This is a genomic window from Guyparkeria sp. (genome assembly GCF_041687595.1).
Lineage (GTDB): Bacteria > Pseudomonadota > Gammaproteobacteria > Halothiobacillales > Halothiobacillaceae > Guyparkeria.
In genome coordinates, this window is sequence record NZ_JAWLBP010000007.1 from 23,357 (window position 1) to 48,467 (window position 25,111).

The 25,111-nt window shown below is 65.1% G+C and carries 19 protein-coding genes; 13 read left to right on the top strand and 6 right to left on the bottom strand.

The genetic code is table 11. The features are described 5' to 3' along the window. Positions 1–30: 30 nt before the first annotated feature. Positions 31–2,217, bottom strand: coding sequence for a 1,4-alpha-glucan branching protein GlgB (gene glgB, locus ACESL5_RS02410; RefSeq protein ID WP_372591186.1), 2,187 nt, complete (start codon positions 2,215–2,217; stop codon positions 31–33). A 255-nt stretch (positions 2,218–2,472) separates the two neighbouring features. Between glgB and glgC the strand changes: the two genes are divergently transcribed. The 3 genes from glgC to malQ are packed head-to-tail and all read left to right on the top strand — an operon-like array spanning position 2,473 to position 6,976. Further along, positions 2,473–3,744 (top strand): glucose-1-phosphate adenylyltransferase, encoded by a 1,272-nt coding sequence (gene glgC / locus ACESL5_RS02415; protein ID WP_372591187.1) that lies wholly within the window; start codon positions 2,473–2,475, stop codon positions 3,742–3,744. Positions 3,745–3,794: 50 nt separating this feature from the next. Continuing rightward, on the top strand, positions 3,795–5,498 hold the full coding sequence (locus tag ACESL5_RS02420) for a glycoside hydrolase (RefSeq protein WP_372591188.1): 1,704 nt from the start codon (positions 3,795–3,797) through the stop codon (positions 5,496–5,498). Further along, the gene (gene malQ / locus ACESL5_RS02425) at positions 5,495–6,976 is read left to right on the top strand and encodes a 4-alpha-glucanotransferase (RefSeq protein ID WP_372591189.1); all 1,482 of its coding nucleotides are present in this window, start codon (positions 5,495–5,497) and stop codon (positions 6,974–6,976) included. The genes ACESL5_RS02420 and malQ overlap by 4 nt, the downstream gene beginning before the upstream one ends. 71 nt (positions 6,977–7,047) lie before the next feature. Here the strand turns inward: malQ and ppc are convergent, their stop codons facing one another. Continuing rightward, positions 7,048–9,867: a phosphoenolpyruvate carboxylase gene (ppc, locus tag ACESL5_RS02430; protein WP_372591190.1), complete on the bottom strand. Its 2,820-nt coding sequence runs from the start codon at positions 9,865–9,867 to the stop codon at positions 7,048–7,050. A 360-nt stretch (positions 9,868–10,227) separates the two neighbouring features. Here ppc and gnd point away from each other — a divergent pair, with 360 nt between their 5' ends. From gnd to tsaB, 4 genes are read left to right on the top strand one after another with little or no spacing between them, the layout of a single operon-like run. Next, positions 10,228–11,160: a phosphogluconate dehydrogenase (NAD(+)-dependent, decarboxylating) gene (gnd, locus tag ACESL5_RS02435; RefSeq protein ID WP_372591191.1), complete on the top strand. Its 933-nt coding sequence runs from the start codon at positions 10,228–10,230 to the stop codon at positions 11,158–11,160. 45 nt (positions 11,161–11,205) lie between these two features. Continuing rightward, positions 11,206–12,717, top strand: a complete 1,512-nt coding sequence (gene zwf / locus ACESL5_RS02440) for a glucose-6-phosphate dehydrogenase (protein WP_372591192.1) — start codon at positions 11,206–11,208, stop codon at positions 12,715–12,717. Further along, the gene (pgi, locus tag ACESL5_RS02445; protein ID WP_372591193.1) at positions 12,717–14,399 is read left to right on the top strand and encodes a glucose-6-phosphate isomerase; all 1,683 of its coding nucleotides are present in this window, start codon (positions 12,717–12,719) and stop codon (positions 14,397–14,399) included. Before zwf ends, pgi begins: the two co-directional genes overlap by 1 nt. Before the next feature lie 60 nt (positions 14,400–14,459). Next, positions 14,460–15,149, top strand: a complete 690-nt coding sequence (tsaB, locus tag ACESL5_RS02450; protein ID WP_372591194.1) for a tRNA (adenosine(37)-N6)-threonylcarbamoyltransferase complex dimerization subunit type 1 TsaB — start codon at positions 14,460–14,462, stop codon at positions 15,147–15,149. Between the two features lie 82 nt (positions 15,150–15,231). Here tsaB and ACESL5_RS02455 read toward each other — a convergent pair whose 3' ends face one another. Further along, complete coding sequence (locus ACESL5_RS02455) at positions 15,232–15,663, bottom strand: hypothetical protein (protein WP_372591195.1); 432 nt, start codon at positions 15,661–15,663, stop codon at positions 15,232–15,234. 195 nt (positions 15,664–15,858) lie between these two features. Here ACESL5_RS02455 and crcB point away from each other — a divergent pair, with 195 nt between their 5' ends. Together crcB and queG are read left to right on the top strand one after the other, a co-directional pair. Further along, positions 15,859–16,263 carry a fluoride efflux transporter CrcB gene (gene crcB, locus ACESL5_RS02460; RefSeq protein WP_372591196.1) on the top strand — a complete coding sequence of 135 codons (405 nt, stop codon included), beginning with the start codon at positions 15,859–15,861 and terminating at the stop codon, positions 16,261–16,263. 3 nt (positions 16,264–16,266) lie between these two features. Beyond that, a complete protein-coding gene (queG, locus tag ACESL5_RS02465) occupies positions 16,267–17,328 on the top strand; it encodes a tRNA epoxyqueuosine(34) reductase QueG (protein WP_372591197.1) in 1,062 nt (353 codons plus the stop codon). 61 nt (positions 17,329–17,389) lie between these two features. On the opposite strand, the gene purB is transcribed toward queG, so the two are convergent. Then, positions 17,390–18,775 (bottom strand): adenylosuccinate lyase, encoded by a 1,386-nt coding sequence (purB, locus tag ACESL5_RS02470; RefSeq protein ID WP_372591198.1) that lies wholly within the window; start codon positions 18,773–18,775, stop codon positions 17,390–17,392. Between the two features lie 112 nt (positions 18,776–18,887). Then, positions 18,888–19,775, bottom strand: coding sequence for a recombination-associated protein RdgC (gene rdgC, locus ACESL5_RS02475; RefSeq protein WP_372591199.1), 888 nt, complete (start codon positions 19,773–19,775; stop codon positions 18,888–18,890). A gap of 232 nt (positions 19,776–20,007) precedes the next feature. Between rdgC and pepN the strand changes: the two genes are divergently transcribed. After that, complete coding sequence (gene pepN / locus ACESL5_RS02480; protein ID WP_372591200.1) at positions 20,008–22,647, top strand: aminopeptidase N; 2,640 nt, start codon at positions 20,008–20,010, stop codon at positions 22,645–22,647. Positions 22,648–22,766: 119 nt separating this feature from the next. On the opposite strand, the gene ACESL5_RS02485 is transcribed toward pepN, so the two are convergent. Continuing rightward, complete coding sequence (locus tag ACESL5_RS02485) at positions 22,767–23,048, bottom strand: RNA recognition motif domain-containing protein (protein WP_372591205.1); 282 nt, start codon at positions 23,046–23,048, stop codon at positions 22,767–22,769. Between the two features lie 262 nt (positions 23,049–23,310). Between ACESL5_RS02485 and ACESL5_RS02490 the strand changes: the two genes are divergently transcribed. From ACESL5_RS02490 to ACESL5_RS02500, 3 genes are all read left to right on the top strand, one after another. Beyond that, entirely contained in the window at positions 23,311–23,724 is a 414-nt protein-coding gene (locus ACESL5_RS02490) for a thioredoxin family protein (RefSeq protein ID WP_372591201.1), read from the top strand. Positions 23,725–23,878: 154 nt separating this feature from the next. Next, positions 23,879–24,826 (top strand): ChaN family lipoprotein, encoded by a 948-nt coding sequence (locus ACESL5_RS02495; protein ID WP_372591202.1) that lies wholly within the window; start codon positions 23,879–23,881, stop codon positions 24,824–24,826. Positions 24,827–24,917: 91 nt separating this feature from the next. Beyond that, the coding region (locus ACESL5_RS02500; protein ID WP_372591203.1) for a hypothetical protein at positions 24,918–25,111 on the top strand (194 nt) is incomplete at its 3' end.

The window sequence follows — 25,111 nt, forward strand, 5'->3', positions numbered from 1 at the left end:
AAAACCGCGTGCGGATCCGACAACCGTCCGTCAGTCACCCGCCGGCTTGAGGATGACCGCCGAGAGACCCGGCAAGTCGATCGTCAGACTGCAGGGCTGGCCGTGGAACGGACCGTCCTCGGCCGCGGTGGGGGCGGGGTTGCGTCCCGATCCGCCGAAACCCTCGCTGTCGGTGCTCAGCATCACCTGGTAGCGGCCGGGACGGGGCGCGCCGACGCGGTACCCGGGACGATCGACGGGGGTGAAGTTGAACACGACGAGCAGCGTCTGGAAGTGGCCGTGGCGCAGGAAGCTGATCACGGACTGGTTCCGGTCGTTGCAGTCGACCCACTCGAAGCCGCCGGGCTCGAAGTCCCGTTCGTGCAGGGTCGGCTCGTGGCGGTAGGTGAAGTTCAACTGGTCGACCAGCGCCTGGATGCCCTGGTGGAGGGGGTAGTCCAGCATCCACCAGTCCAGCTCGCGGGCGTGGGACCATTCGTTGCCCTGACCGAATTCCGTGCCCATGAACAGGAGCTTCTTCCCGGGAAAGGTGTATTGCCAGGCAAGGAGCAGGCGCAGGTTGGCGAATCGCTGGTGTTCGTCGCCGGGCATCTTCGCCGGCAGGGCGCGCTTGCCGTGGACCACCTCGTCGTGCGAAAGCGGCAGGATGAAGTTTTCCGAGAACGCGTACAGCAGGCTGAAGGTCAGCAGGTTGTGGTGGTGGGGGCGATTGATCGGATCCTCGCTGAAGTAGCTCAGCGAATCGTTCATCCAGCCCATGTTCCATTTCAAGGAAAAGCCGAGGCCACCCATCTCCGGCGGTTTCGACACCATTGGCCAGGCCGTGGACTCCTCGGCCATCACCAGCGTGCCGGGGTTGCGCGAGAGGATGGTGTGGTTGAGTGTCTGCAGGAACTCGATCGCCTCGAGATTCTCCCGACCGCCGTGCTGGTTGGGCAGCCAGTCGCCGGCGTTGCGCGAGTAATCGAGGTAGAGCATGGAGGCGACGGCATCGACGCGCAGCCCGTCGACGTGCAACTGTTCGATCCAGTACTGGGCCGAGGCGATCAGGAAATTCTGCACCTCGCGGCGCCCGAAGTTGAAGATCAGCGTGCCCCAGTCGCGGTGTTCGCCGCGCCTCGGGTCCTCGTGCTCGTACAGTGCGCTGCCGTCGAACCGGGCCAGGGCGAACTCGTCGCGCGGGAAATGCGCCGGCACCCAGTCGAGAATCACCCCGATGCCGGCGGCATGCGCCCGGTCGACGAAGCGGCAGAACGCGTCCGGGCTGCCGAACCGGCTGGTGGGGGCGAAGTAGCCCGTCGTCTGGTAGCCCCACGACCCGTCGAAGGGGTGTTCGGTCACGGGCATCAGTTCGATGTGGGTGAAGCCGCGCTCCTGGACGTAGGGGATGAGCTGGTCGGCAAGCTCGTCGTAGCTGAGGAAGTCCCCGTCCCGTCGACGCCATGAGCCCAGATGCACCTCGTAGATGGAGAGGGGCTGCCGGTCCCATTGCCAGTGCTCGCGGCGGTTGAGCCAGTCCTCGTCGCTCCACTCGAACGGGTGGAAGTCCGGCACGATCGCGGCGGTGTCCGGACGCATCTCGAACGCCCGGCCGACCGGGTCGGTCCGCAGGGTCGTCTCGCCGGTGAGCCGGCTGTGGATTTCGTATTTGTAGAGGTCTCCCACGGCCAGGCCGGGGATGAAGATTTCCCACACCCCGCTGCCGCCGAGCACCCGCATCGGGTGGCGTCGGCCATCCCAGTCGTTGAAGCTGCCGACGACGCTGACCCGTTCGGCATTCGGTGCCCAGACGGCAAAGCGCACGCCGACCACGTCGTCCACCGACAGGACCTGCGCGCCGAGCATCTGCCAGAGCTGCAGGTGTTTACCCTCGGCGAACAGGTGCAGGTCGAGCTCGCCGACGGTCGGCATGAAGCTGTAGGGGTCGACGATCTCGTAGGTGTGTCCGTTAGGCAGGCTGATCTCGAAGCGGGGATGGTCCGGCACCCAGTTCCGCGGGAGCGTGGCCTGGAAGATCCCCGGAAAGTCGGTGGATGCGCTCAGCGAGATGCGTTCCCCGTCGCGATCGAAGGTATCCACGCCGGTGGCCTGCGGCTGGTATGTCGTCAGGCGCAGATTTTCGTCATCGACGGCATGCACGCCGAGGACACGATGGGGGTCGTGATGGCGTGATTCGATTATGGCTCGCAGGTCGTTGTCCATGCTGTTCTGATCCATGCTGTCTGGTGGTGCCCAATTGCTTCCGGCTCGGAGCGCCACAGGGTGTGGAGACAGCCCGACTATGGCACAGGCACTGATGCCTCGCGAGCCTCGCAAGCCTCGGGAGGCGACGGGCCTGTGCAGAAGATCGTGTCGCAAAATTGTTACGTGACGGTAAGACGATTGAGCTACGCTCTGTGTCGTCTGGTCGCCTGCGCCGAGACAGGGCGGGCGGCCCGTGAACGAGCTGACTCAAGGTTGAGGAGTTTAAGGATGATCGTCGACAGCCCCAAGCGTCTGGTAAGCCGCATCACGCGCGACACCCTGGCCCTCGTGCTGGCCGGGGGGAGGGGGTCGCGGCTCAAACAGCTGACCGACTGGCGGGCCAAGCCGGCGGTTCCCTTCGGCGGCAAGTTCCGCATCATCGACTTTCCCCTGTCGAACTGCGTCAACTCGGGCATCCGCCGGATGGGCGTGCTCACGCAGTACAAGGCCCATTCCCTGATCAAGCACGTCCAGCTCGGTTGGGGCGGGAACCACGTCGCCCGTGGCGAGTTCGTGGAGCTGCTGCCAGCCCAGCAGCGCATGAACGACCAATCGTGGTACGGCGGCACGGCCGACGCGGTCTACCAGAACATCGACATCCTGCGGGCCCACGAGGCGGAATACACGCTGATCCTTGCCGGCGACCACGTCTACAAGATGGACTACGGCCCCATGATCGCCTACCACGTGGAAAAGGACGCCGACCTGACCATCGGCTGCATTCAGGTGCCCGTGGATCAGGCCCGCGCCTTCGGCGTGATGGGGATCGAGGAGGGCGGCCGCATCGAGTCGTTCGTCGAGAAACCCGACGACCCGCCCACGATTCCCAACTCGCCGGGCGAGTCACTCGCCTCCATGGGTATCTACGTGTTCCGGACCGACTTTCTGTTCGAACAGCTCATCCGCGACGCCGACGATCCGGATTCGGAGCACGACTTCGGCAAGAACGTCATCCCGCGCCTGATCGAGGAGCACAAGGTCTACGCCTACCCGTTCCGGGAACCCGGGGCGGATGTCCAGTCCTACTGGCGCGACGTGGGCACGATCGATGCCTACTGGTCGGCCAACCTGGAGCTGATCGGCGTGCAGCCGGATCTCAACCTCTACGATACCCAATGGCCCATCTGGACCTACCAGGAGCAGCTGCCACCGGCCAAGTTCGTCTTCGACGAGGACGGACGTCGCGGCATGGCCATCGACTCGATGGTCAGCGGCGGCTGCATCATTTCGGGCGCCATCGTCCGGCATTCGCTGCTTTTCTCCAACGTCATGGTCCGTGAGCAGGCCTATGTCGAGGACTCGGTGGTGCTGCCCAACGTCCAGGTCGGCGAGGGCGCGGAGGTACGGCGGGCGGTGATCGACAAGGGCTGCATCATCCCGCCGGGCATGACGATCGGGGTCGACGAGGTGGCCGATCGGGAACGCTTCGAGGTCAGCCCCGGCGGGGTGGTGCTCGTCACCCCGCAGATGCTGGGACAGAAGCTTCACATGGTGCGATAACCCGGGGCCCGATGGCCCCATGACCACCGGCCCGGCCGGAGGTGGACCCGATGGCAGCAAAACTTCCCGTGGTGCTCTGCTGGCACATGCACCAGCCCGAGTATCGTGATCCCCGCGACGGGGTGTTCCAGCAGCCGTGGACGTACCTGCACGCCATCAAGGACTACGTCGACATGGCGGCCCACCTCGAACGCTGGCCCGCGGCCCGGGCGGTGGTCAACTTCGTCCCCATCCTGCTCGAACAACTCGAGGACTACGTCAAGCAGATCGATGCCTACCGGCGCGATGGCAACGTCAGCGAGCTTCGTGATCCGCTGCTCATCGGCCTGATTCGCCCGGGAGACCTGCAGGGGGAGGCGAGGGTCGAGCTCGCGCGGGCGCTGATGCGGGCACAACGCGAACGACTCGTCGAGCGTTTCGCGCCCTTCGCCCGGCTGGTGCACGCCACGGAATCGCTGCTCGAACACGAGCATGCCGCAGACTACTTGAGCGATCGGCTGCTCGCGGACCTGGCGGTCTGGTATCACCTCGCCTGGTCCGGCGAGACCCTGCGCCAGGACGACCCGCTCATCCGTGGCATGCTCGAGCGCGAGGGCGGCTTCGAAGCCGACGAGCGCGAGGCGCTGCTGATCCGCATCGGCGAGCTGACCGGTTCGGTCTTCGGTCGTTACCGTCGACTCGCGGAAGCCGGCCAGGTCGAGCTTTCGATGACGCCTTACGCGCATCCGATCATGCCCTTGCTCCTCGATCTTCGGGCCGGAACGGAAAGCGAGCCGTCCGATCCCCAGCCGGACCGGGCGGAGTATCCTCAAGGCGAGGAGCGGGTCCGCTATCACATCGAGCACGGTCTCGCGGTCTTCGAGCGCTTCTTCGGTCGACGCCCGGCCGGTTGCTGGCCCTCCGAGGGTGCGATCTCCGAGGCTACGCTGTCCTTGCTGGACGAATACGGCTTCGAGTGGACTGCCAGCGGCGGGCAGGTTCTGAACAACAGTCTGAACCACGCTCGCCAGACCCTGCATTGTCCGCACCGTGTATTCCGGCACGGCGAACGGGACCTGAGGCTCTTCTTCCGTGATGACGGCCTGTCCGACCGGATCGGCTTCGATTATCAGAACTGGCACGCCGACGACGCGGTGCTCGACCTCTGCAACCATCTGGTGTCGATCGCCGAGACCTGCGATCACCTCGGCGCGGAACATCCGGTGGTCCCGATCATCCTCGACGGCGAAAACGCCTGGGAGCATTACCCGGACAACGGCTTCTGGCTGCTCGACGGGCTCTACAAGCGGCTCAGTGATCATCCGGCCCTGGAGTTGGTGACGTTCGGGGAAACCCTGGAGCGTGAACCGGAAACGGTCGAGCTGAAATCGCTGGTGGCCGGCAGCTGGGTGTACGGAAACCTGACCACCTGGATAGGCGAGCCGGCGAAGAACCGTGCCTGGGAATGGCTGGTCGACGCTCGCCAGGCCTACCTCGAGGCCGAAGCGGGTGGGCAGTGGGGGCCGGAAGTTGCAGGGCGCAATGCCCAGCAACTGGCCGTCTGCGAGGGGTCGGACTGGTTCTGGTGGTTCGGTGACGAGAATCCCGCCGATGCCGTGCGCGACTTCGACCGGCTGTTTCGGCTCCAGCTCCGCCGCCTGTACGAACTGATCGAGCGGCCAGCACCAGCGGCTCTCGACATGCCGGTCTGCGAGCCGGTCGCGGGGGAGGGTCAGGTCGAGGCCGGCGGCGTCATGCGGCGTGGTCGGGCATGAGGGGGGGCACCGAGTCCGCACCGACCGCATTCCTGCCCTGCGAGGCACCGGCAAGCGTTCGTCGCGCCGGGCTGCTGCTGCCTGTCTTCAGCCTGCCGCGGCCGGGATTCGGTGCCGACGCACGCTCGGTCATCCGCTTCCTCGAGCGGGCCGGTCTGACCGTGTGGCAGGTGTTGCCGCTCGGTCCTACGCACGCCGACGGCTCTCCCTACCAGTGCCTGTCCTCGTTCGCCCTCAACCCGGTCTTTCTTGACCTGGAGGATCTCGAACACGACGCATCGTTCCGCAACGGTGTGCCGGCCAAGGCTCGACGGCGAGGTGTCGGGGCCAGCGGCCCGTTGCTCGAGGCGTTCGAGGCTTTCGCCCGGGCCGAGTCCGGCTGGCTGGACGACTACGCGTTGTTCATGGCGATCAAGGCGGAGCAGGGGGGCGACGATTGGACCGGCTGGCCCGCACCCTTGCGTGACCGGGATCCGGAAGCTTTGCAACGGTTCCGGCAGATCCACGAAGAGGCGGTGCAGCGCATCGCCTTCGAGCAGTTTCTCCTCGATCGCCAATGGCAGTCCGTCCGCCGTGAGGCGTCGGACCGCGGCATACGCCTGTTCGGCGATCTGCCCATCTTCGTTGCCGGCGACTCGGCCGATGTCTGGGCCAACCGCGACCAGTTCCGCCTCGATGGAAAAGGGCAGCCCAAGGTCGTGGCGGGCGTGCCGCCCGACTACTTCTCCGAGACAGGTCAGCGTTGGGGAAACCCGCTGTTCGACTACGAGCGCATGGAGAACGACGGCTTTTCATGGTGGAAAATGCGCTTCGCCCGTCACCTTGAAATCTATGACTGGGTGCGCATCGACCACTTCCGTGGCCTCGAAGCCTACTGGGAGATCGACGCGACGGCAGAGACCGCATCCGAGGGACGCTGGGTTCCCGCTCCGGGAGATGCGATCCTGGCAACGCTCGAGTCCACGGCCGACGGTCACCTGCCGCTGGTGGCCGAAGACCTTGGCGTGATCACGCCTGAAGTCACCGCGCTGCGGGAACGCTTCGGCTTGCCTGGCATGAAGATCCTGCAGTTCGCCTTCGACGGCGGAGACGACAATCCCTACCGGCCGAGCTGCCACGAACCGCTGTCGGTCGTCTACACCGGCACGCACGACAACGACACCACACTCGGCTGGTGGCGGGGTCTGGACGAGGGGAAACGGCATCAGGTTCGGTCCGTGCTGGCCGACGAGCAGGGCATCGATCCGACCATGCAAATGCCGGACGCCCTCGTCGAGTCGGCGCTGGCCTCGCGGTCGGGATTGGCCGTGATACCGGTGGCCGACTTCCTGCGGTTGGGCAGCGAGGCGCGTATCAACGTGCCCGGCACCACCGAGGGCAATTGGCGCTGGCAGCTCGCCGAGGATGCGCTGACCGACGCGCTGGCCGATCGAATACGTGACACTCTGGCCAACCGGGACCGCCTGCCAGACCACTGAGAAGTTCTTCCTCGGCATGAAAAAGGCCACGGGGTCACCGCGGCCTCTTGGTCTCGTCTGTCTGGCCCACGTCAGCCGGTATTGCGCATCCCGGCCGCGATCGCGTTGATGCTCCGCAGCAGCGGCGGCAGCCATTTTTCCCGATCGGCTTCTGGTACCGATTCGTCGCGGTGGCGTCCGAGCAGCGTGATCTGGATGTGGTTGAGCACGTCCAGGTAGGGGTTGCGCCGCTTCATGGAGGTGCCGATGTACTCGTCGATGTCGACCAGCGAGTCGACCCGGGCGACATGCAGCAGTTCCTCGACGGTGCGCTCGTACTCCTTGCGGATCAGGGAATAGACCTCCTGTGCCTTCTCCTGGTCGGAGACCAGCCCGGCGTACTCGCGCGCGATGTTCATCTCGCCCTTGGTCAGTGAGAGCTGGGTGTTCCGCAGCATGCTGTGGAAGAACGGCCACTGCTCGAACAGTTCGTTGAGCGTGTCCTCGCGCTCCGGGTTCTCCTCGCGCCAGCGGCGGAGTGCCGAACCGATGCCGTACCACGCCGGCAGGGTATGGCGCGACTGCGACCAGCCGAACACCCAGGGGATCGCCCGGACGGAGGCCTTGGAAAGGTCGCCCTTCTTGCGCGACGCCGGGCGGGAGCCGATGTTCAGCAGGCCGAGTTCACGGACGGGGGTGGCCTCGTGGAAGTAATGGAAGAAGAACGGCGTTTCGTCGGTCAACTCCCGGTAGGCCTCCTCGCCGAATCGGGCCAGGTCGGAGACCACCTCCTCGAAATCCTCGGGCACCTTGTCTTCCGGGACGACCTGGTGACGGGTGGCCTTCATCAGGCCGGTCGCGCCCATGGTCAGTTCGTAGATGGCCGTCTCGTTGTTGCTGTACTTCGAGGACAGCACCTCTCCCTGCTCGGTGAACTTGATCTGGCCTTCCACGGTTCCCTGGGGCAGGGAGAGAATCGACTCGTGGGTCGGGCCGCCGCCGCGGGCAACGGTTCCGCCCCGGCCGTGGAACAGGCGACACTCGATGCCGTGGCTGCGGGTCAGGCGGATCACGCGTTTCTGCGCGTTGTAGAGATTCCAGACGGAGGCGAGTGAACCGCCGTCCTTGCAGGAATCGGAATAGCCCAGCATGGCTTCCTGCAGGTCACCCGAGACTCGCAGCAGGGCACGGTAGGTCGGGTTGTCGAACAGCGTGCCGAGGACGTGCTCGATGTGCTTGAGATCCTCGATGGTCTCGAACAGCGGCGAGATCTGGATATCGGAGAACCAGCTGCCGTCTTCCTTCTTTCCGGCCAGGCCGGTGAGCGAGGCCAGGTACATGACCTCCATCACGTGGCTGGCCGAATGGGTCATCGAGATGACGTAGGTGCCGAAGCACTCGCGGCTGATCAGGTCGATCAGCTGGCGCTTGACCTCGAGGACCTTGATCACCTCGCGGGTCTTGTCGGACAGTCCTTCGCCGAGCGCATCGGCCCGATGCTGGCCGGCCTCGATGAGTTCGCCCAGCACGCGGGTGCGGTCGTCTTCCTCGAGGTTGGCGTAGTCGATTTCCGGGGCCAGCTGTTCGAGAACTTCCGTGACCGCGGTGGTGTGCTCCGTGGATTCCTGGCGGATGTCGAGGCGCACCAGGTGCCAGCCGAAGGTCTCGGCCAGGCGGATGAGATCCTTGAGCTCACCCTCGGCCAGCAGGCGGTCGCCGATGCCCACCAGCGAATCGCGCAGCCGGTACAGATCGTCGAGGAACGCTTCCTTGCTCTGGTAGGCGCGTGGATCCAGCGGTTGGGGTGTGCCTTCGAGTTCGCTCTCCACGTAGGCAAGGTTGTACCCCAGTCGCTTGCGAATCGACTTGAGCTTCAATCGATAGGGTTCTTCCGGGTAGAACTCGCCGTCGCGGCTGTTCGACGCGATCAGGTCCAGCGCCTCGGCATCGTCGCGCAGGCCGAGGGTGCGGCAGTTGATTTCCGGCACCAGCGCCAGGGAGTGGGTCAGGGTGCCCTTGAGAGACTGCAGGCGCGCGAGATATTCCTTGAGGATGGTCTGCGAGGCCGTGCAGACCGCGTAGATGGTGACGTCGTGCGTGACGAAGGGGTTGCCGTCACGGTCGCCGCCGATCCAGGAGCCGAACTTGAACAGGCTCGGCACCCGGACCGGCTTGTCCGGGTAATTGTCGTTGTAGTTCAGGCGCACGGCGCGCTCGAGGTAGCGATAGGCCTTGGGCACGGCCGCGAAGATCGAGGTGCGGAAGTAGTACATGCCCAGGCGGATCTCATCGTGGACCTCGGGGCGGGTGGTCCGGACCTCGTTGGTGCGCAGCAGCGCGAGGATGATGGCCTTGACCTCGTCGAGCAGCCGCTCGCGCTCCACGCCGGTGGACTCCGGCCGGTCGAGTTCGCCGCAGAGCAGGAAGATCCGCCGCTGCAGGTCCATGACGGTGCGGCGCTTCGCTTCGGTGGGGTGGGCGGTGAACACCGGCATGTAGACCAGGCGGTCGAGCAGGTCCTGGAGCTGTTCGGGAGTCACGCTGTCGCGGTGGAATTCGCGGATGGTGTCGTAGAACGAACCACGCCACAGGCGCAACCCGCGACGGATCTGCCGCCGACGATGCTGGTGCGAGTAGTCCTCCTCGGCGATGTTGACCAGGTTGAAGTACAGGCCGTAGGCGCGCACGACCAGATTGAGGCTTTCCGCGTCGAGGCTCTCGATCTCGTCCATCAGTTCGCGGTACAACTCGGGGTCGTAGCTCTTGCGCAGGCGGATAAAGCCGCGCCGCAGGCTTTCCACGGTATCGAAGACCGATTTTCCCGCCTGTTCACGGAGCACTTCGCCGAGCAGGTTGCCGAACAGGCGCACACGGGCGCGCAGTGCCTTGTCTTTATCGTTGCTTGTCGTCATCGCGTCAGGAATCTCGCGGATTGTTGTATGGCGGCTCGGGCCGGCCCACGGGCCAGTCGGAAGATGCCGGTCCGGCTGCTGGACAGGCCGGAGACGCCGGGCAAAAACGCGGCCATTATATCGTTTTCTGTCGTGTCTTGCCGTCGTCGAGCGCGGAGCGGGTCGGAAAACGGCGGAGAGCTGGGCTCCGGGCGCCACGGGGCGACATAAAATCCTCATGTTGATGGACTACCCTTTCATGGAGAGTATTCCTGAGGCCCGAAATGCCCCGGTGCACCGTGTACGGTCCGCGGTTACGCCGGTCATGGCGCGGGTCTTGATACTTCTGGTTCATCTGCAAATCATTCGGGGACATGGAACATGAGACTGGCTATCTTCGGACTGGGACGGATGGGTGCAAACATGGTGCGCCGGCTGTCCCGCGGCGGAATCGAGGTCGTGGCCCACAACCGTAGCCCCGATCCGATCGACGCGCTCGTCGCGGACGAGGCGAACGTCATTCCCGCCTATGACGAGGACGAAATGTTCCGCCAGCTCGAGGAGCCCCGGATCATCTGGCTCATGCTGCCCGCCGGCGCGGTCACCGGGCAGACCATCGAGCGTCTTCTGCCGCGACTCAAGCCGGGGGACGTGCTGGTCGATGGCGGTAATTCGCGCTACACGGAGACTATCCGCCACGCGGCGCGCGTCGAGGAGGCCGGAGTCCATTTCCTCGATTGCGGCACCTCCGGTGGCGTGTGGGGGCTGAAGAACGGTTACAGCCTCATGGTAGGGGGCTCGCGTGAGGCCTTTTCCGTGATCGAGCCGGCCATCCGTGTGCTGGCCCCGTCGCCCGACAGCGGCTGGGGTCACGTCGGGCCGGTGGGCTCGGGGCACTTCACCAAGATGATCCACAACGGAATCGAATACGGGATGATGCAGGCCATGGCCGAGGGGCTGGCCGTGCTGCGCCGCAAGAAGGAATTCGATCTCGACCTGGCCCAGATCACCGAGCTCTGGCGCGAAGGTTCCGTGGTGCAGAGCTGGCTGCTCGACCTGACGGCCGAGGCGCTGCGCTCGGAAGGACAGGAACTCGACCAGATCCGCCCCGTCGTGGCGGATTCGGGCGAGGGCCGCTGGACGGCCATCGAGGCCATTGATCTGGGCGTCGCCGCCCCGGTGATGACCCTGGCGCTGCAGATGCGCTTCGCCAGCCAGGACGACGAGGGATACGGCAACCGTGTGCTGGCGATGATGCGCAATGCGTTCGGTGGCCATGCCGTCGAACGTGGTGGCTCGGAGGAGGGCTCGTGATCACCTCGCCCCGGTCAGGTTCCCGTTCGTCGAGGGAGGACGCCGATGCGTAAGCGGAAAAGCCTGGATTCGCCCGCGCCCGTGACAATCGTGATCTTCGGCGCCACGGGCAATCTCGCCCGCTCCAAGCTTTTGCCGGCGCTCTATCAGCTCGAACGGGCCGGTCAGCTGGCCGACGACACCCGGATCATCGGGTTCGGGCGCCGCGAATGGAACGACGTGGAATGGCAGGAGGACGTGCGCCGCATGTGCCTGGCGGGTGGCGAGGACGACTGCCCGCATGACGAGGCCATCGACAGGCTGTTGCCCCGCCTCCATTTCCACGCGGGGGATCACAACGACCCCACCTGCTTCGAGCGGCTGGCCGAGCAACTCGAGCGCCCGGAATACCCCGACTGCGTGATGTTCTACTTCGCGGTCTCGCCCCAGGCCTTCGGGGCGATCTGTCACAACCTCGCCGGAGCGGGCCTGACCGACGAGGCGACCGGCTGCCGCCGCGTTGTCATCGAAAAACCCTTCGGCCACGACATCGACAGTGCCCACGCCCTCGATGGCTTGCTACACCAGCATTTCGAGGAACGGCAGATCTTCCGCATCGACCATTACCTCGGCAAGGGCACCGTGCAGAACATCATGGTGATGCGTTTCGCTAACCTGCTGCTCGAACCGTTGTGGAACCGGAACTACATCGACCACGTGCAGATCTCCCACGCCGAGGAGCAGGGCATCGAGGGGAGGGGAGAATACTACGACTCCGCCGGCGCCCTGCGCGACATGGTCCAGAGTCACCTGATGCAGATGCTGGCGCTCGTCGCCATGGAGCCCCCCGCTTCGATGGATGCGGAGGCGGTTCGCGACGAGAAGGTCAAGGTACTTCGTTGCATCCGCCCGATTGCGCATCGTGGCGTGCACGCCCAGGCGTTCCGGGCCCAGTACGCCCGCGGGGTGGTCAACGGCGAGAACGAGCGCGGCTACCTGGACGCACCGGGCGTTCCGGGAGACTCGGTCACGGAAACCTATGCGGCGCTCAAGCTCTACATCGACAACTGGCGCTGGCGCGGGGTCCCGTTCTACCTGCGTACCGGCAAGCGGATGGCAAAGACGCACTCGCAGATCTCCATTCGCTTTCGCGAACCACCGCAGCAACTGTTCCGCGAGACGCAGATCGCGCATACCGTACCCAACTGGCTGCTCATCGGCATCCAGCCGGAGGAGAACTTCCGTTTCGAGATCCAGATCAAGACCGAGGGGCTGGAGATGCGCACCCGCACCGTGCAGATGGACGCCAGCTACACCGGTCCGCAACCGCAGAAGCTCGACGCCTACGCCGCGCTGATCCTGGACGTGATCAACGGCGACCAGACGCTGTTCCTCCGGTATGATGAAGTGTCCTGGGCCTGGCGGGTGGTCGACCCCATCCTGCGCAACTGGGCAGTCGAGCGTGACTACATACCCACCTATCCCGCCGGGTCCTGGGGTCCGCCGGAGGCGGATCGTCTGTTCGACGACGACTCGCATCGCTGGCGAAACAATCTGAAGATTCCAGGGGAGGACTGATGCAGCACGAACGGTATGTCGGCCGGATGAGCCCGGTATGGCAGATTCTCGAGGTCAAGGCGACCGAACACATGCGCCGGCATCCCAGCAAATGGTTCGAGGCCGACCCCGATCGCGCCGAGCGTCTCAGCGGCTACGCCGCGGGGTTGGCGATCGACTACTCCAAGCAGCGCCTGACCGACGACGTGATCGACGCCCTGCTGGCCCTGGCCGAGGAGCGCGGCGTCCTGAAGACGCGCGATGCCATGTTCGCCGGAGAGCACATCAACGGCAGCGAGGACCGCGCCGTGCTGCACGTGGCCCTGCGCAACCGCAGCAATCGTCCCATCGTCACCGACGGGCAGGACGTGATGCCCGAGGTCAATGCCGTTCTCGAACACATGGAGCGGTTCGTCGATGCCGTGCATTCCGGCGAGTGGCGGGGCTACGCCGGCGACCGGATCACCGACGTGGTCAACATCGGCGTGGGCGGCTCGGACCTCGGTACCCGCATGGTCTGCCGCGCGCTGGGCTCTTATGCCGATACCGGCATTCGCGCGCACTTCGTCTCCAACATCGCGCCCAGTGATCTCGCCTCCAAGCTTGCGGTTCTCGACCCGCGGACCACGCTGTTCGTGGTGTCCTCCAAGAGCTTCGGCACGCAGGAAACGCTGGCCAACGCGCGCTCGGCGCGCAAGTGGTTTCTGGAGACCGCGCCTGACGAGGAGGCGATCAAGAAGCACTTCGTCGCGGTGTCCACCCACACCGAGCGGGTGCATGACTTCGGCATCGATACCGACAACATGTTCCCCATCTGGGACTGGGTCGGCGGACGTTACTCGCTCTGGTCGGCGATCGGCCTGCCAATCGCCCTTTACCTGGGCATGGACCGCTTCAAGCGGCTGCTCGACGGCGCGCATGCGATGGACGAGGAGTTCCGTACGCGGGAAGGGCGGGACAACCTGCCGCTGATCCTTGGCCTGATCGACGTCTGGAACGCCGACTTCCTGGGCTCGGATTCTCTGGCCGTGTTCCCCTACGGTACACGGCTGGGCTTCCTGCCGGCTCACCTGCAGCAGCTTATGATGGAGTCGAACGGCAAGCGGGTGCGCATCGACGGCCAGCCGGTCGACTCGCATACCAGCGCCGTGCTCTGGGGCGGACTGGGTACCAACGGCCAGCACGCCTTCTACCAGTTGCTTCACCAGGGCACCCGCCTGATCCCGTCGGACTTCATCTGCTCGGTACGGACGCATTCGCCCATCGACAGGCAGCAACGGCAGTTGCTGGCCAATTTCGTCGCGCAAAGCCGCGCACTGATGGTCGGTCGCAGCCAGGAAGAGGTCGAGGCGCAGATGCGCGAGGAGGGCGCTGACGAACAGACCATCCAGCGCATCGCGCCGCACCGCGTCTGCCCGGGTGGGCAGCCTTCCAACACCATTCTGTTCCCGGAAATGACCCCGGAGGCGGTCGGGGCGCTACTGGCGCTGTACGAACACCGGGTTTTCGTCGCCGGCGCCGTCTGGCAGATCGATTCCTTCGACCAGTGGGGCGTGGAACTGGGCAAGCAAATGGCGAACGAACTGGAGCCCTACATCGGCGAGGGGCCCGATCATCGTCCGTTCGACGGCTCGACGCGCTTGTTGCTCGACGAGATCGCGCGACACTGGTCACCCGAGCAGGACGGCGAGTCGATGCGGTAGAATCCGCGCGTCGTTGTTTTCGTTGCCTCGACCGGCGCGAACGTCCCTACAGGTGCCTGCTTGAACATCCTCTATCTTGACTCCTCGACCGAGGCCTGCACTGCCGGCGTGGCAGTGGACGGGCGGACGGTCTCGGCATTCGAAGTCGCCCCCCGAGGGCACGCCCGACTGCTGCTGCCGATGGCCGAGGATCTGCTCTCCTCGGCGGGAATCGGTTTTGCCGATCTCGATCTTGTCGGTTTCGGCCGCGGTCCCGGGTCGTTCACCGGGGTACGCATCGCGACGGCCATGGCGCAAGGGATCGCCATCGCGCGTGATCTGCCGCTGGTGCCGGTCTCCTCCCTCGAGTGCCTGGCTGTCGGGGCCCGGGAACGTTTCCGGTCCGAATCCGGTGCAGGTCACGGGACTGCCGGCATCGAGATACGTGTGGCGATCGATGCTCGAATGGGGGAAATCTACCGTGCCAGCTACCTCGCGGCGGACGAGGCGACGATCGAGCCGATCCTCGCCGAGGCCGTGGTCGAGCCGGGGTTCCCGTCCCCCGAGTTGGATCGGGTGATTGCCGCGGGCAGCGGGTTCGGTCGCTATCCGGAACTGCTGGACATTCCCGGTCTGCTCGCCGGATACGACGATGCCCTGCCGCACGCGGAAGATGCGCTACGGCTTGTCGCGGCCACCGACCGTGAGGCCTGGATCGCGCCCGACGAAGCCGTGCCCCACTACCTGCGCGACAACGTGACCGGACCCTGACCGCCACCTGTGAGCCCGAACGTCGCGAAACGAGAAACCCCCGCCAAAGGGCGGGGGTGGAAGGCCGGAAGGTGCCAGGCGGTTACTGGATGTTGCCGCAGGCAACCACCGCATCGCCGTCGTAAATGGCGACCGAATGTGGCTCGGTCATCATCCCGTCGGCCGTCATGTTGATGGAGCAGGTGGACTTGCCGTCCTCGATGTCATCGAGCTGGGCCAGCGGTTCGGGGCTGAATGCCAGCATCTCCGGAGCACCCTCGCTGTCGTTCGAGTAGCGGCAGAGACCCGTGTGAATGCTTGCCTTCAGACCATCGGCATTTTCCGCGGTCAGGCGAACTTCCATGGTGCCATCATCTTGCGGCACGAAGATCGCCGTGCCCGAGACCCCGGAACCCTGTCGGGCGTCGATCGCGGTCTGATACTGTTCATAGGTCTCGGCGGCTGAAGCGGTGGTCACCCCGGCCATGCCGAAACCCAATCCGGCCATCACGCTAGCGAGCAGAACCTTTTTCATGTGTTCTCCTTCTCTTGCTTGGATTGAAAACGGCCTCTCCGACGTGTGGCATCGTCGGGATCCTTCGCGAGGACCCGTGACCGCCCGTTCGTGCGGAGTTGTCTTGAGCTTAGGACAGATGCGTGGGGTTGCAAGCGGGGAGGGTGCAGTGCCCGCGGTACGTGGTAGCCTGCGCCTACGAGTTTTCACCCTCACATGCAAGCAGGATCGCCGCAGTTCATGAAGCTCTACCTCCTCGTGGGTCTGGCCGGTGGGTTCGGCGCGATGGCACGTTTCGCCCTGACCTCGTGGCTGGCGTCGACCGCCGGGCGAGGCTTCCCCTGGGGCACTCTCAGCGTCAACGTCATCGGGTCCGGACTGATGGGCTTTCTCGGGATCTGGCTGATGACACGCTGGCAGTTGCCGATGGAATATCGCCTGGCCATCCTGACCGGCTTTCTCGGTGCATTCACGACCATGTCGGCGTTCTCGATCGACGCGCTTGCCCTGATGCAGCGCCAGGCGTGGGTGCTCGCGGCAATCTACGTCGTCGGGACCATACTGCTCTGCCTGGTCGCGGCCCGCGGCGGGATGCTTCTGGCCGAACGGCTGGCCTCCTGATTCATGGACCCGCTCGAACTCAAGTCGGCGATTCGGGAGTGGGCTCTGGAGCTCGGCTTCACGGACCTCCGCGTCTGCGACACGGACCTTTCCGCCTACGAGGCGGGATTCCTTCGCTGGCTGGAGGCCGGCAACCAGGGGTCGATGTCCTACATGGACCGGCACGGGCTGTTGCGCTTTCGCCCGGACGAACTGGTACCGGGCACGCGGCGAGTGCTGATGGTCTCGCGCGATTACCTGCCGCCGGAATCGACCGGGCCGAGCGAGGTGCTGCGAGATCCGGGCAAAGGATACGTCAGCCGCTACGCGTTGGGTCGTGACTACCACAAGGTGGTGCGCAAGAACCTGCAGCACCTGGCCCGCCGCATCAGCGAGGAGACCGGCCCGTTCACCTATCGCGCCTTTTGTGATTCCGCGCCGGTCTACGAGACCGGGCTGGCCGAGCGCTCGGGGCTCGGCTGGAAGGGCAAGCACTCGCTGGTGCTCAACCGCAGCGGCGGGTCGTGGTTCTTCCTCGGCACCCTGTTCGTCGACATCGAGCTGCCGGTCGACAAACCAGTCTCCGCTCACTGCGGCAGTTGCACCGCCTGCATCGACGTCTGCCCGACCGGCGCGATCATCGAAGACGGCGTGGTCGACGCCCGGCGCTGCATCTCCTACCTCACCATCGAGGCGGACGAGGACATCCCCGAGGAACTGCGTCCATTGATGGGCAATCGCATCTACGGCTGCGACGACTGCCAGCTGGTCTGCCCCTGGAACCGCTTCGCGCGGGTGACCGGCGAGGCCGACTTCCACGCGCGGCACGGACTGGACGCGCCCGACCTGCTCGATCTGTTCGGCTGGGACGAGCGGACATTCCTGTCACGCACGGAAGGATCGGCCATCCGCCGGATCGGCTGGCGTCGCTGGCGACGGAATCTGGCCGTCGCAATCGGCAATCTGCCGTCGGATCATCCGCAGGTCGGGCAGGCCGTGAGCATGCTGGAAGGTGCGTTGGGCGAGGCGGGCGAACAGGTCGACCGGCACATACGCTGGGCATTGCGCCGATTGCGCCGGCCCTGAAAGGCAAACGGCGCCCCCCGCGAGGCAGGGGACGCCGTTCTTTCTCGCAGCAGGTGGGCGATCAGATACGCCGGGCCATCTCCTCGGCGTTGCCGATATAGTCGCCCGGCGCCATGGCGGCAAGGCGCTCGCGCGCCTCCTCGGGCAGTTCCCGAATGCCATGGATGAACTCGCGCATGGCCGGTCCGTCGACCCGCTGGCCACGCGTGAGCGCCTTGAGCTTCTCGTAGGGCTTCTCCACGCCGTGGCGGCGCATGACGGTTTGTACCGCCTCGCCCAGCACTTCCCAGTTGCCGTCGAGTTCGGCGGCCAGCCGATCGGCGTTGATCTCCAGCTTGGACAGGCCCTTGGCCAGCGAACGGTAGGCGATCAGCGAGTGCCCGATACCCACGCCGAGTGTGCGCAGCACGGTGGAGTCGGTCAGGTCGCGCTGCCAGCGGCTGATGGGCAGCTTGCGCGCCAGGTGCCCCATGACCGCGTTGCCCACCCCGAGGTTGCCCTCGGCGTTCTCGAAGTCGATCGGGTTGACCTTGTGCGGCATGGTCGACGAGCCGACCTCGCCCTCGACCAGCCGCTGCTTGAAGTGGCCCAGGGCGATCTGACCCCAGATGTCGCGGGCAAAGTCGATCAGGATCGTGTTGGCCCGCTCGATCGCGTCGAACAGCTCGGCGATGTAGTCGTGCGGCTCGATCTGGATGGTATAGGGGTTATGCGCCAGACCCAGGCTCTCGACGAAGCGTTTCGAGAACGCCGGCCAGTCGACTTCCGGGTAGGCGGCCAGGTGGGCGTTGAAGTTGCCTACCGCGCCGTTGATCTTGCCCATGATCTCCACCGCGGCGATCTGCTTGCGTTGGCGGGACAGCCGGGCGACCACGTTGGCGATCTCCTTGCCGATCGTCGACGGCGAGGCCGGCTGGCCGTGGGTCCGCGAAAGCAGCGAGACGGCCGCCCACTCGTGGGCCATGCCGCGCAGGGTGTCGATCAGGCCGTCGATCTCCGGGAGGACCACTTCCTCGCGGGCACGGCGCAGCATCAGGCCGTAGGCGAGGTTGTTGATGTCCTCGGAGGTGCAGGCGAAATGGAAGAACTCGCTGAGACGCTCGAGGGTGGCGTGGCCCTCGATCTGTTCCTTGAGGAAGTATTCGACGGCCTTGACGTCGTGGTTGGTGGTCGCCTCGATCGTCTTGACGCGGGCGGCGGCCTCGACGTCGAAACGCTCGACGATGCCGTCCAGTACCGCTCGATCCTCATCGGCCAGCGCCGGTACCTCCGCGATCTTCGGCTCGTCGGCCAGTGCCTTGAACCACTCGACTTCCACCAGCACCCGGTACTTGATCAGGGCGTACTCGCTGAAACACTCGGTCAGCGCCCGGGTGTGGCGGGCATAGCGACCGTCGAGCGGCGAGATGGCGGTCAGGGCGAAAGCGGCTTGGGTGGTGTCGGTCATGGCTCATCCTGTGGAAAAGACGGTTCGGCGAGGCCGCCTGAGCTGCGGCCCTGTCCTGCGAATTCGTGGCAATTATCCGATGGCCGGCGCCTGCGGCCAAATCGTCGACGGATCAGGTGGCCTTGGGGCGCTCCAGAGCGTCGCGCAGCCGGGCGGTCAGCTGCCGCAGGACATCGAGGGTGAGGCGCTGTTCGGCTTCCAGGCGGGTGGCCGGGTCATCCAGGCCGTCGTCGTCGAACTCGTCGTCCAGCGTTTCCAGCGCCTTGACCTTGGTCAGGGCGCCATCGGCGCGGATGGTGAAACGTAGCCGGTCACGCCAAACCAGTTCGAGCTGTTCGACGGTCATGCCGTCGCGCAGGTGGGCCAGCACGTTGTCATCGGGCAGCCCCAGGCGGGTGACGGTGATGCTGCCGCCATCGCGCGGCTCGAGAAGCTTGGCCGAGTCGCCCAGTGCGAAGTCCGCCGGCGGCCCCTCGAGCAACCAGCGGGAAAGTCGGCTGCCGTGCTCTTCGCTGCCGAAGGCCGGGACGATGCGCCACTGCCCGAGCGTTTCGCGCAAAAGCGAGCTGATCTGGCTGTTGCGTTTCTCCGCCGCGTTGGCGAACCACACCTGCTTGTTGCGCCGGTCGATCAGCACTCGCGTCTCTGCCTGGCGGGGGAAGGCCTGCGGCAGCAGTTCGAGCAGGGCGGCTTCGCGTGCCTGCCGCAGTTCGTCACGGGAGGGCTCGCGTTCCCCCTCCTGCTCGGCGAGCATCCGGGCGGCATGGTCGCTGACCACCCGTGGCGGCACCGACCGTTCCTCGCGGCGGAAGAGCAGACCGACGGCCTCGTCGGTCTCCAGCAGCAGCTGGTCGTCCACTACCGGCGCCCAACCCATCGATTCGACCTGCTGCGACAGGGTGGGGGCGAACGGCTTCTCGGCCAGTTGACCGGCGAGCGCCTGGTATTCGGGTTCGGACCAGTCGGAAAGGTCGAATGCGGCGATCTGCGAGAAAAGCATGCGTTGGCAACCCTCGTGTTCCTGCAAGCCCGGGCAGCACCCGGATCCATGAAAAGCAAAGCGGGGCGCATTATGCCTGATGGGCGGCCTGGTTGCTCGGATCACGGCAGACGGTATGGTGCCCGTTACTGCTATGCTTGACGGCCCCGGCGGTCACCGACCGTCCGTGTGCCCGGTGATGACTGCCGGCACGTGCCGACGCCATGCCTGTCCAACCCAAGCCCTGAGCGAAATGACTGAACAAAAGCCGAACATCGTCTGCCTGAAAGACTACCGCGCGCCCGATTACCTGATCGACGACGTCGAACTGACCTTCGAGCTCGCCCCCCGGGATACCCGAGTGACTTCCCGGCTCCATGTCCGTCGCAACGGGGATCACGGCAACCCCCTGCGACTCGATGGCGACGAACTGCGGCTCGAGTCGGTTGCCATCGACGGCGCGGCGCTGGCGGGCGACCGCTACTCGATCGACGCCGACGGGATGACGATCGAGTCGGTGCCCGAATCGTTCGTCCTGGAGATCGTCAATCGGGTCGATCCGATCGACAACACCGCGCTCGACGGTCTCTACCAGTCTTCGGGCAACTTCTGCACCCAGTGCGAGCCGGAAGGCTTCCGCCGGATCACCTACTTCCCGGATCGTCCCGACGTTCTCAGCCGCTACCGAGTGACGCTGGTCGCTGACCGGGTGACCTGCCCGGTGCTCCTTAGCAACGGCAACCCGATCGAGCAGAAGGACCTGGGCGACGGTCGCCATCAGGCTACCTGGGAGGATCCGCATCCCAAGCCGTCGTACCTGTTCGCTCTCGTCGCCGGGAAGCTCGAGGCGATCCATGACGAGTTCACCACCCGCTCGGGGCGAAAGGTGGACCTGGGCATCTACGTCGAGCCGCACAACATCGACCGCTGTGACCACGCCATGCGGTCGCTGATCAAGTCGATGCGCTGGGACGAGGAGACCTACGGCCGGGAATACGACCTGGACGTGTTCAACATCGTCGCCGTCGACGACTTCAACATGGGGGCGATGGAGAACAAGGGGCTGAACGTCTTCAATTCCAAGTTCATCCTCGCCCGCGCCGAGACAGCCACGGACCAGGACTACGACGGCATCGAGTCGGTCGTCGCCCACGAGTATTTCCACAACTGGTCGGGCAACCGGGTGACCTGCCGTGACTGGTTCCAGCTCTCGCTCAAGGAGGGCTTCACGGTCTTCCGTGACCAGGAGTTCTCCGCCGACATGGGTTCCCCGGCGGTCAAGCGCATCGAGGAGGTGAACCTGCTGCGGCAGGTCCAGTTCGCCGAGGATGCCGGCCCGCAGGCTCACCCGGTCCAGCCCAAGGAATACCAGGAGATCAACAACTTCTACACCGCCACGGTCTACAACAAGGGGGCCGAGGTGGTGCGCATGTGGCACAACCTGCTGGGCTGGGACCGCTTCCGCCAGGCCACCGATCGCTACTTCGAGCGCTTTGATGGCCAGGCCGTGACCATCGAGGATTTCATCGACACCATGGCCGAGCAGGCCGATTTCGACACCGCCCAGTTCCGCCGGTGGTACGACCGTGCCGGGACGCCCGTGGTTCGGGTGAACAAGGAACGTGATGGCGAGCAGGTGCAGGTGGTTCTCGAACAGGAAATCCCCGCGGTGGCAGGCCAGGAAGACAGCGATCCTTTCCTCATGCCGCTGCGCATCGCGGCATTCGACGGTGAGGGCAGACAGCTGCCGCTGGATGCCTCCGGGTCGACCGAGGAGACACTCATCCTGAACGACAGCCGTACCACGTTCGCCTTCCCCGTCGCGGCGGACGTGGACCGGGTGGTGCTCTCGCTCAACCGTGGCTTTACCGCGCCGGTCAAGATCCAGCATGCCTACGACGCCGGCGATCTCACCCTGCTGGCGCGTTGCGATACCGACGAGTTCAATCGCTGGGATGCCTACCAGCGCCTGGTGCTCAAGACACTGGTGGGGCGCATCCGCGAGGCCGAAGAAGTCGGGGAGTGGCCCGAGACGGCGTTGCCCGAGGGGCTCAGCGAGGCCTTCGGCAGCGTGCTGCATGCGGCGAACAACGGTACGGATGCCCGTTTCGTGGCTGAATGCCTGGCCCTGCCGTCGGAGCCATACATTGCCGAGCAGTTCGAACGTGACGTGCCGGTCGATGCCATTCATCGCGCCCGGGTCGAGCTGCGAGCGCAGTTGGGCAACGAGTGGTCGCAGTCCCTGATGTTGACCTACAAGAACCAGGCAGTGGAAGGCTCCTACGCGTTCGATGGCGCGGATGTCGGCCGCCGGGCCTTGCGGGCCCAGTGCCTTTCCTACCTGAACGCTCTGGACCACCCGGCGTGGCGACGTCTCGCGGTCGAGCAGATTGCGGAGACAGACAACATGACCGAGCGTTTCAATGCGCTCCAGGCGTTGTGCGTGCGCGAAAGCGTCGAGCGTGACGAGGCCCTGGAAGGATTTGCCAAGCAGTGGGCCGATGACCCGCTGGTAATGGACAAGTGGCTGTCTCTGCAGGCCCGGATCGTGCAGCCGGACGATAAGGACACCCTGTCGAGGCTGGAGGCGCACCCGGCGTTCTCGATCCGAAATCCGAACCGGGTCCGGTCACTGGTCGGGACCTTCTCTCGTGCCAACCCGGTGGCCTTTCACGCCGCGTCGGGCTCCGGCTATCGCTGGGTGGCCGACAAGATCATCGAGGTCGATGGCTTCAATCCGCAGATCTCGGCGCGAATGGCCACGGTCTTCAGCCGCTGGCGTCGGTACGATGGCGCCCGAGCGGACCTGATGAAGGAACAGATGACCCGCATGCTCGATCGCCCGGATTGCTCCACCGATCTGGCCGAGATCGTGGGCAAGGCATTGGCCTGAAGGTTCGCCGCGAACGGATGGTTGGGCCCTGACGGGCCAGCCGTGCGGGATTGGGCGTGCAGAAACAGAAAAGCCGGCTCGAGGCCGGCTTTTCGTCATTCTCCCGAAGGGAGAGCGCTTTAGAAACGCGGGCGGAAGCCGCCGCGATCGTTGTTGCGCTCGCGCGGACGCGCCTCGTTGACACGGATGTTGCGGCCATCCATGTCCGAGTCGTTCAGCGCTTCGATGGCCTGCATGCCGGCGTCCTTGTCGGACATCTCGACGAAGCCGAAGCCCTTGGAACGACCGGTGGCCATGTCCTTGATCACCTTGGCGGATTTGACTTCGCCGTAGGCCTCGAAGACGGACTGGAGCTCTTGGTCATCCGCGGAGTAGGGCAGGTTGCCCACATAGATATTGATCATCTCGAAAACAAACTCTCAAAACAGTGCTGATCTGGCGACTGCTCGGGGTGTTCAGCACTCAATCTCACCCTGCGCAGATGAAGCGGCACCGCGGACAACCGCGTTGAAAGCGCACCTCATGCTTTGGACAGTAAACCATTCCGGCAGGAACGCAAGCAGCAATTCCGTTGCCGGGGCAGAAATGCGTCGTACTGTGGTATCGATGCAGCGGAATCGGCCCTGGCGGCCCGTTCCGGACACCTTTGTAAGGAGCGAACGAATGTCGGATCTGATGGTGGTGGCCGTTCTGGTGAGCCTTGTCGTGCTGGTCGTGCTCGGTCAGTGGCTGATGAACCGCCGGGCCGGACTGGCGCGCGGTCCGGTGCCCGAGTCCCTGCGAAAGCGGTGTCCGGAGGCGGTCCTCGTCTACTTCCATTCTCCTCGATGCCGGGCGTGTGGTCGCATGCAGCCTTTCATCAGCGGGCTGGCCGAATCCCACCCGGGCAGGGTCTGTCTGATCGATATCAGCGAGGTGCCGGAAATCGCCCGTGATGCACGGGTGATTGGCACGCCAACGTTGATGACTATCACCGCTGGCCGCATACGGGATGTTCGGCTTGGAGACGTCGGCCCGGGGACCCTCGAGCGGATCGCCAGCGATCTGGGGTTGCACGAGAGCAACACGCCGTGCTGAAAAAGGATGACGGTGGTCTATGCTCGCCCTGTCATGGATCCAACCGTCGCTGGCAGACAGTCGGCGCCTTTTTCAGGGAGCGTGAATGCCGCTGAGCGTGTCGTCATTGCCGGGAGCCATTGCACCATCCCGATGGGGGCGGACGGTGGTCGGCATGGCGCTGTTCTGGTTGGGAACCGGCGCCGTGTCGGCCTCCGATGGCTGGGTCGATCGTCGAGGGGAACCGGTGGCGGAGGCGGCCGTACTCGAGCGGCTGGAGCGCTCGGACATCATCCTGCTCGGGGAGGTTCACGACTCGGCAGACATCCACGCCAGACAGGTCGAACTGCTTGAGTCCCTGGGTAATTCGCCACTGGTGCTGGCTCTCGAACAACTGGACCTGGATCGGAAGGCCGAGCTGTCTGCGCAAGACGGGGTGGTGCACGTCGACGGACGCGAGCTGGCCGAGGCGGCCGGCTTTGACGATTCGGGCTGGGGCTGGGAACACTATGGGGCCATCTTCTCCCTGGCCGCCCGGCAAGGCTGGCCCCTGCGGCCGATCAACCTCTCCCGTGAGGCGGCGCGGGAAATCGCTCGGGACAGTGTCGACTGGCGGTTGGCCCTCACCGCGGAGCAGGTGGACGTCCTCGATGCGTTCGCCCCGGGGCTTTCCCTGCCGCAACGCCACCAGGAGGCCCTCGTCGCGGACCTGATCGAAGTCCATTGCGGCGACCTGGACCGTTCCTTCGCGCGGCGGATCGCGCGCGCCCAGGTGGCCCGAGATGTCCTGATGGCCGATGCCATCCTTGCGGCACGAGAGGAATTTCCCGGGCGGCGGATCGTGGCGATCATGGGCAACCAGCATGCCCGTCTGGATCGGGGGGCGGGTTACTGGATCGAGCAGATGGTGACTGACCGAATGCCCGCATCACGCCCGACGACGATCTCGGTGGGTATGTTGCCCCTCGGAAAGGAAAAGGCCGAAGAGCTCATGGGGCGGGTCGGTGACCAGTATGACCTTCGCCTGCCGACGGAAGCGGTCGATCGACCCCCAAACTGCGACGAGGAGCCGGTCTCCTCTTCGTCCCCGAACACCGGTCTTGTCCCGGCTGATACCGCATAGGGGGACTTGATGCCCATGTTAGGGTTTTGGAAAAGAGTCATGACCAGACTTGTCGAGTGATAACCAACGAAGCAAGGAAGAGGGAGCCAAGATGAAGAAAAATCTACTCGCCGTATCGGTTGCCGCCGCGCTTGGGGCCAGTTCTCTGGTGCCGACCATGGCCATGGCGGATGACATGACTACGCAGCAGATCCTGGACGAGATCGAGCAGCTCAAGCAGCGAGTGCAGACCCTGCAGACCGACTTGGAGAAGGAGCGCGCACGAAACGACCAGTTGGCGGAAAA